Below are 7,964 nucleotides of genomic sequence, written 5' to 3'. Positions count from 1 at the left end.
GGGCAGGGCGGGGGCGAGCGTGCCGGACCTCGCCGGCAAGACGGGCACCGCCGAGTTCGGCACCGGCACCCCGCTGCCCACGCACGCGTGGTTCATCGGGTTCCGCAAGGGCGTCGGCTTCGCCATCCTCGTGGAGGGCGGTGGCGTCGGAGGCCGCGTCGCCGCGCCCATGGCCGCGAGGTTCGCCGAAGCCCTGTAACGCGAGAGGGCCCGCGCGGAGTGCTCCGGCGCGGGCCCTCGGGTGAGATCGAAGCAATCAGGCCTGGCGACCGCCACACGGGCCCAGGGTCCGCACGGTGAAGCCGGCGTAGGCGCTCGGGTGAGGCCGAAGCAGCCAGGCCCGGCGCTCACCACACAGCCCAGGGTCCTCACGGTAGAGCCGGCGCGGGCCCTCGGCTGAGCCGAAGCAGTCAGGCCCGGCGCTCACCACACGGCCCGGGGCCCGCACGGTGGAGCCGGCACAGGCCCTCGGGTGGTTCCGGGGAGCGCGCCCCGGAGCCCGCGCGCGGCCGGTGCACCGGCGCGGGCCCCGCGGGTGACTCAGGCTCCGCGGCGGCGCAGGGCCAGGGCGAGGCCGGCGAACGCGGCCAGCAGCCACACGGCCATGGCGCCGGAGCCGCTCGCGCTGCAGCCGTTGCCGCCCACGTCACCCTTCACCGAGCCCGCGTCCGGCGGCACCCACTCGCCCGCGTCCGCGTCCGGCGTGCCCGCGTCCGGCTCCGGCGTGCCCGCGTCCGTGTCCTTCACCAGCGTGCTCTCGTCGAAGTACGCGCCGCACGCCGGGTCCTCCGTCGCGTCCGCCCGCTGCGCCAGCGCCAGCGCGTACGCGCCCGCGCCGAAGCCCGCCATGGGGGAGTTGTACTTGTAGGTGCCCTTCGCCTCGTCGTACGTCTCGGCGATGGCCAGGTAGTTCTTCAGCGACTGGTCCCTCACCCAGCCCAGCACCCGGTCCGCCCGCTGCGTGTCGCCGGCCAGGCGCTTCGCCACCGCGCCGCGCAGGCTGACGATGACCCACTCGGCGCTGTCGTACTCGCCGCCCCAGGGGCTGAGGTCCGAGCCACCCATGTGGTCATAGCGGTCGTCGTTGCGCTGCCAGCCCGCGCCCGCCGGCGAGGACAGCCGCAGGTCCAGGCTCCGGAAGGTGGCCTGGGCAATCTTCCCCTTCGGGTCGAACAGGCCGAAGGCGAACGCGTCGAACACCGCCGCGTCGAAGTAGCCCCGGCCCGACTCCAGCTCCTCCAGGTTGGAGGCCAGCACGTAGTGGTTGTCCGTCAGCCGCTCCGCCATGGCGCGGCGGATGCCCTCGCCCGCGTTGCGGTAGCGCAGCGCCCGCTCCGTGTCGCCCTTGCGCTCGGCCAGCGCCGCCGCGTCACACAGGCCACGCGCCGCGGTGAGGCTGGTGTACGCCCACTGGCGCTGCCGCCCGTTCCAGTGCGTCTCCCAGATGGACGAGTCCGCGCGGATGAGCCCCGTGCCCGGGTCGATGAGCGCCACCAGCGCGTCCGCCACCCGCGTCGTCACCGTGTTCCAGTACTGGTCCGCCAGCGTGACGTCCCCCGTGGTGCGCTCGTAGTGCCGCAGCGCCCAGAGGAAGAGGCCGAAGCCGTCGAACTCGATGTTGGGACCGGACTCGTTGTAGTCCGTCTCCTCCGTGCCGAAGCCGTGGTAGCGCGTGAGGGTGATGATGTACGGCGGCATGTTGTACGGCCGCAGCTCGTTGAAGTCGCGGAAGCGGCCGCTGTCCGCGTTGAGGTAGTACGCGAGCGCGTCGCGCGCCTCGGTGCGCATGCCCAGCGTGGCCATGCCCGCCGCCGCGTACGCGCCGTCGCGAATCCACGCGTAGGTCCATTCCCCCGGCGGCAGGCTGGCCAGCACCGCGCCCTTGCCCGCGTGCCGCACCGTGCCCGGCAGCGTCACCTGGGCGCCGTTGGGGCCCTTGAAGCGCGTGCGGCGCGCCTCGTTGTCCCGCGTCAGCCACTCGCGCAGGAAGGCCTCGCTCTCACGCACCTGCGCCATGCGCAGCACCACCGCCGAGTGGCGCACCACCGACTCCTCGTCCGCCGTCACGCCCGCCGGCACCTTCACCGTCTCCGTCTGGAAGGACGCCCAGCGCGCCACCTCCGCGTTCACCAGCGCCTGCGCGTTGGACGAGCCGGCGTAGTCCGCCAGCCACTGGCGCGCCGTGGCGCCCGCCTGCGGGTCCGCGTGGTGCGCGAAGGCCACGCCCACCCACCGCTCCGCGCCCACCGCCAGGTCGCCCAGGTCGAACTGGTACCCGGTGACCCAGCCCGTGCCCGTCGCGGGCTCCGCCGTGTACTCCGGCAGGTCCTGCCCGCCGCCGTTGTTCACCACGTCGTAGCCGCTCTCCGAGCCCGTGGCCGACGCCAGCCACGCCGACTTGCGCGCCACCGCGCCCACCGGCCGGATGGCCAGCACGCCCGCGAAGCCCTTCTCCGAGAAGACGTTGCCATTCACCTCCACCGTCTCGCCGTTCTGCTCCAGCTCCGAATTGACGCCCGGCCGGCCAAAGCCCAGGTGGAAGTTGTGCAGCGAGAAGGCGCTCACCCCGGTGGCGGGCGCGTTGCCCGTGTTGCGCACGCGCAGCGCCATGACGAAGGAGGCGTGCTCCACCGCCTGCGGCGCGAAGACGAACGTCGTCACCTCCAGGTCGCCCACCTTCTGCACCATGGAGGCGATGCCCGTGCCGCCCGTCTTCCCGTCCGCCCAGCGCCAGTAGCCGCTGGCGTCCGCGTCCACGCTCACGTCCTTCGAGTTCAGCCACCGCTGCGTGCCACCCGAGCGCAGGCCGAAGAAAGCGTCGAACAGCAGGTCGCGCGAGTGCACCACCCGCGGCTGCCCGCGATCAAAGACGTCCCTGCCCGACACGTCGATGACGGGCTCCTCGGTGGCGAAGAGGTGCTCGCGGAAGTGCGTCACCTTCTTCTGCTCCAGGTCCACCATCACCGCGCCGTGCCCGTTGGACGAGGACAGGCGCAGGAAGCTGCGCTGGACGGGAACCTCGGCGCGCGCGCTCGGCGCCACGCCACACATCAGGGTGAGAAGGACGAGCGCGGCGCGCGGAACGCCCGGGAGCGCCCCCCAGGAGCGCCGGGACCTGCTGGAAAGGGGATGCATGCGGCGGATTCTGGAGTCTTCCGGCTCCAGGGCCAACGGGTATGCCCTGAATGTCCGCCCTACCCGTGACGCGGGGCGGCATGGACCCCGCCGTCCTCGTAGGTTCCCTCGTGGCCGTGGCCAGGAGCGCGGGTTGAAGGTCAGCTATTATCGGATTAGCCGGTAATTGCCGGATGCCGGGGCCGCGCTGACGGTGTGGGTGGGGGCGCGCTCGGAGTTCCAAGGAGACAGCCCATGCAGGTGGTTCGTCGCGTCCTCGCGGCCCTGGTGCCGTGCCTCGCGCTGTGGGGAGGGTCCGCGCTGGCGCAGTCCCCCGGTGCGTTCGTGAACTGGGAGCACCCGCACGTGCACCCGCTGGAGCTGACGCCGGACGGCTCGAAGCTGCTGGCCGTCAACACGGCGGACAACCGGCTCCTGGTGTTCAATGTGTCCGGCACGACGCCGGTGCTGGCCGCGTCCATCCCCGTGGGGTTGGACCCGGTGTCCGTGCGCGCGCGGAGCAACACCGAGGCGTGGGTGGTCAACCACGTGTCCGACAGCGTCAGCATCGTGGACCTCACCACGCTCAACGTGAGGGCCACGGTGCCCACCGACGACGAGCCCGCGGACGTCGTCTTCGCCGGCAGCCCGCAGCGGGCCTTCATCTCCTGCTCGCAGGTCAACCGCGTGCTGGTGGTGGACGCGGCGAGCCCGCTCGGCACGCCCACGCGCCTCAACCTCGGGGGCGAGGAGCCGCGCGCGCTGGCCGTCAACGCGGCGGGCACGCAGGTGTACGTGGCCTTCTTCGAGTCCGGCAACCGCACCACGGTGCTCGGCGGCGGCAACTCCATGGGAGGCGGAGGCTTCCCGCCCAACGTGGTGAGCAGCAGCGCGGGCCCCTATGGCGGCGTCAACCCGCCGCCCAACTCGGGCGCCTTCTTCAACCCGGCGCAGAAGTCCGGCAACCCCACGCCTCCGCCCGTCAGCCTCATCGTGAAGAAGAACGCGAGCGGCCGGTGGATGGACGACAACGCGCGCGACTGGACGGCCTTCGTCTCCGGCGCCAATGCCTCCGCGTCCGGGCGGCGCGCGGGGTGGGATTTGCCGGACCGGGACCTCGCCATCATCAACGCGTCCACGCTGGCGGTCAGCTACGCCAGCGGGCTGATGAACCTCAACATGGGGCTGGCCGTGCACCCGACGAGCGGCCGCGTCACCGTGGTGGGCACGGACGCGCTCAACGAGGTGCGCTTCGAGCCCAACCTCAAGGGCCGCTTCCTGCGCGTGCTGGCCGCCTCCGTGGACCCGGCCACGCCGACGTCCTTCAACCGCTTCGACCTCAACCCGCACCTCGCGTACACGTCCAGCACCGTGGCCCAGGCCACGAGGGACCTGTCGCTGGGAGACCCGCGCGGCGTGGCGTGGAACGCGGCTGGCACGCGCGCCTACGTGACGGGCATGGGCTCCAACAACGTGGTGGTGGTGGACAACACGGGCGCGCGCGTCACGCAGGTGGACGTGGGCGAGGGCCCCACCGGCGTGGTGTTCGCGGGCCCGCGGCTGTACGTGCTCAACAAGTTCGCGGCCAGCGTGTCCGTGGTGGACACGGCGACGAACACCGAGGTGGCGCGGGTGCCGTTCTTCGACCCGTCCCCCGGCGCCATCAAGGTGGGCCGCAAGCACCTGTATGACACGCACAAGGGCTCCGGCCTGGGGCACGTCGCCTGCGGCTCGTGCCACGTGGACGGGCGCATCGACCGGCTCGGGTGGGATCTGGGCAACCCGGCTGGCGACATGAAGAACGTCACCGGACAGAACCTGGGCATGGGCGTCCCCGGTCTCACGCAGGGCTTCCAGCCGTGGCACACCATGAAGGGGCCGATGACGACGCAGACGCTCCAGGACATCATCGGCCAGGAGCCGCTGCACTGGCGCGGCGACAAGGCGGGGCTCGAGGAGTTCAACGGCGCCTTCGTGAGCCTGCAGGGCGACGACGCGCAGCTCACCGTGGTGGAGATGCAGCAGTTCGAGGACTTCCTCGCCACGTTGACGTTCCCGCCCAACCCGTTCCGCAACGTCGACAACACGCTGCCCACGAGCCTGCCCCTGCCGGGGCACTTCACCACGGGGCGCTTCGGCGCGGCGGGGCAGGCGCTGCCCAATGGCAACGCGGTGCGCGGGCTGAACATGTACCGGCCGCCGCGGCTGTTGGACTCGGGGCGGCTGGCGTGCTCGGCGTGCCACACGCTGCCCACGGGCATGGGGCCGGACATGACGTGGAACGGGAGCCAGTTCGTGCCCTTCCCCGTGGGGCCCAATGGCGAGCACCACACCGGGCTCGTCTCGGTGGATGGCTTCACCAACGTGACGATGAAGATTTCGCAGCTGCGCAACCTCCACGAGAAGGTGGGCATGGACCTCACGCAGACGTCGAACCTGGCGGGCTTCGGCTTCGCGCACGACGGCAGCGTGGACTCGCTCGCGCGCTTCATCACCGAGCCCGTCTTCAACCTGACCAGCGACCAGGAGGTGGCGGACCTGGTGGCGTTCCTGCTGGCCTTCTCCGGCTCGGACCTGCCGAGGGGCTCGGCCACGGCCATCCAGGAGCCGCCGGGGCCGAACAGCAAGGACACGCATGCGGCGGTGGGCCGGCAGGTGACGCTCACCACCGCGAGCCCCACGGCCGCGCAGGTGTCGACGCTGTCCACGTTCCTGTCACTGGCGGACAACGGCAAGGTGGGCGTGGTGGTGAAGGGGAACCAGGGCAGCGTGGCCCGTGGGTACACCTATATGGGCGGCGGCGTGTTCCAGTCGGACCGGGCCACGGAGACGGTGGCAGCGTCCCTGCTCCAGACGCTGGCGCGGGCGGGGAACGAGCTGACGTACACGGTGGTGCCCAGGGGCTCCGAGGTCCGCATCGGCATCGACAGGGATTTGGACGGCGCCCTGGACCGGGATGAGCTGGATAAGGGCACCAAACCGGATGACGCGACAAGCCGGTAGGGTAAAGTTGAACCTCCATTCAGGTTCAGGAGGTGTCACATGACGACGAAGCTCGCGGGAGCGCTGTGCGCGGTCGTGCTGTGGACGGGCTGTGGCGGTGACGAGGGCACCACCGACCTGCCCGCCGGGCCGACGGGGACCCTGGAGGCGGGGCTGTCCACCCCCGTCCCCTATGGCAACCTTCCGGGCCTGTCCGCCCAGACGGCCAAGGAGATTGCCGCGCCGCGTTTCAACGCGGTGTCGCAGTGGGCCTTCGTCTACCAGCACATCCCCGAGCAGATGTACCACTGGGCTTATGTGCCGGAGGGCTTCTATTACATCGAGTCCCACACCTACATCGAGCAGTGCGGCGGCCGCGTCTACGTCAACGGCACGTTTGTCCTCGAATACTGCTTCACCAAGGCCATCGGGCCCTGAGTCTCCGGGCCCATGTGCCAGGGCGGGGTAAGCCCTCGGGACTCCTGGGGTTTGCCCGTGCCGCGGCGCGTGGAAGCTGAATCAGCGTTCAGGTGGGCCGGGCGTCCTGGCGCCCATTCGTAAGCGGTTGGCGCCGGGAAAATTACCAAGAAATGAGACTCATCACGTTCTTCATGTGCGCGGCGTTTTTCATCGCCGCGAGCTGAGGGGAAGCATGATCTCGCTCGACTTGCCCATGCAGGCGTTCTGGAGACGGGTCGCGATGTACCTGCGCATCCTGCTGACGCAGGTGCTCTACATCGCGCCGCTCTTCTGGTTCATGGAGCTGGCCCAGAACGTGGCGTGGCGCCAGGTGAACGGGGACTGGGGCTGGGTGTTCCCCGAGTCGCCGTACCACTGGTTCTCCTTCGGGAGCCTCATCCTGTGGGCCGGCTGCGTGGGGCTCCTGTGGAGCCTGCACTTCTTCTGGTTCTACCCGCGCCGCGTGAAGGTGTGGACGCGCCTGGGCATCGGCATGGTGGTGTGCTGGGCGGGTGAGTGGTTCGGCGGGTACATGGCCGCCAACGTCTTCGGTCACCCGCTCCAGGTGTGGCCCGGTTCGCCGCTCGTCTACGTCCACTACAGCGCCCTCTTCTTCTGGCTGAGCAACTGCATCGTGTACCACCTGCTCACCGTCAACGTGGTCGACCTCACGCCGGCCTACGACGCGCCTCCCGACGTGGGCGCCCAGACGGCCTGAGCCACCTTCAACGTTGCTCGTACACCCGGGCCGCTCCGGACCTCCACGGGTCCGCGGGCGGCCCGAATCGTTTCCGGGGCCCTGAGTGGCGGGCCTGATGCTCAACCCTTCGGTTGACGGTCGATGGGGGCGCTTCTATGGTGCCCGGCCATGAGCGACTACGGCGTTGTGGCGGGAGCGGGCACGGTGCGCTTCCAGCGGGTGCTGCCCGGCCCCATCGAGCGCGTCTGGGAGTACCTCACGGTGCCGGAGAAGCGCGGGAAGTGGCTGGCCTCCGGACCGATGGAGCTGCGCGTGGGAGGGCGGGTGGAGCTCCAGTTCCTCCACGCCAGCCTCTCGCCGCGGCATCCTGAGCCGACGCCGGAGCGGTACAAGCAGTTCGAGAACGGGTGCAGCCTCGCGGGCATCGTCACGGCCTGCGAGCCACCGCGCCTGCTGAGCTACACGTGGGGCGGGGACAGCGAGGTCACCTTCGAGCTGAGTCCGCGTGGACGGGACGTGATGTTCGTGCTGACGCACAGGCGCCTGGACCGCAAGCACCTGGCGAACGTGGCCAGCGGCTGGCACACGCACCTGGGCATCCTGGAGGACACCCTCCACGAGGTGGAGGTGCGCCCCTTCTGGTCCACCCACACGCGGATGGAGGCGGAGTACACGCAGCGCTTCGGGGTGGAGTGAGGCGGGGCCCGGG

Annotated in this window: 6 protein-coding genes; 5 read left to right on the top strand and 1 reads right to left on the bottom strand. The window is 70.8% G+C overall.

The genetic code is table 11. The annotated features are described in order from the left end of the window. Window positions 1-199 (top strand): penicillin-binding transpeptidase domain-containing protein (locus HG543_RS29895; protein WP_281404478.1); only part of this gene is annotated, 199 nt, incomplete at its 5' end. Window positions 200-540: 341 nt separating this feature from the next. Here HG543_RS29895 and HG543_RS29890 read toward each other — a convergent pair. Beyond that, window positions 541-3,135 carry a glycoside hydrolase family 15 protein gene (locus HG543_RS29890; RefSeq protein WP_281404477.1) on the bottom strand — a complete coding sequence of 865 codons (2,595 nt, stop codon included), beginning with the start codon at window positions 3,133-3,135 and terminating at the stop codon, window positions 541-543. 234 nt (window positions 3,136-3,369) lie between these two features. On the opposite strand from HG543_RS29890, the gene HG543_RS29885 reads away from it, so the two are divergent. The 4 genes from HG543_RS29885 (at window position 3,370) to HG543_RS29870 (ending at window position 7,951) form a co-directional block, all read left to right on the top strand. Next, on the top strand, window positions 3,370-6,117 hold the full coding sequence (locus tag HG543_RS29885; protein ID WP_169348303.1) for a beta-propeller fold lactonase family protein: 2,748 nt from the start codon (window positions 3,370-3,372) through the stop codon (window positions 6,115-6,117). A 39-nt stretch (window positions 6,118-6,156) separates the two neighbouring features. Continuing rightward, window positions 6,157-6,534 carry a hypothetical protein gene (locus tag HG543_RS29880; protein WP_169348302.1) on the top strand — a complete coding sequence of 126 codons (378 nt, stop codon included), beginning with the start codon at window positions 6,157-6,159 and terminating at the stop codon, window positions 6,532-6,534. Window positions 6,535-6,748: 214 nt separating this feature from the next. Continuing rightward, window positions 6,749-7,273 carry a hypothetical protein gene (locus HG543_RS29875; protein WP_169348301.1) on the top strand — a complete coding sequence of 175 codons (525 nt, stop codon included), beginning with the start codon at window positions 6,749-6,751 and terminating at the stop codon, window positions 7,271-7,273. A 150-nt stretch (window positions 7,274-7,423) separates the two neighbouring features. Beyond that, window positions 7,424-7,951: an SRPBCC family protein gene (locus HG543_RS29870; protein ID WP_169348300.1), complete on the top strand. Its 528-nt coding sequence runs from the start codon at window positions 7,424-7,426 to the stop codon at window positions 7,949-7,951. Window positions 7,952-7,964 lie beyond the last annotated feature (13 nt).

It is taken from the genome of Pyxidicoccus fallax, from assembly GCF_012933655.1.
Taxonomy (GTDB): Bacteria; Myxococcota; Myxococcia; order Myxococcales; family Myxococcaceae; genus Myxococcus; species Myxococcus fallax.
The sequence above is the reverse complement of the archived record's forward strand: the minus strand, read 5'-3'. Positions and strand labels throughout refer to the sequence as shown.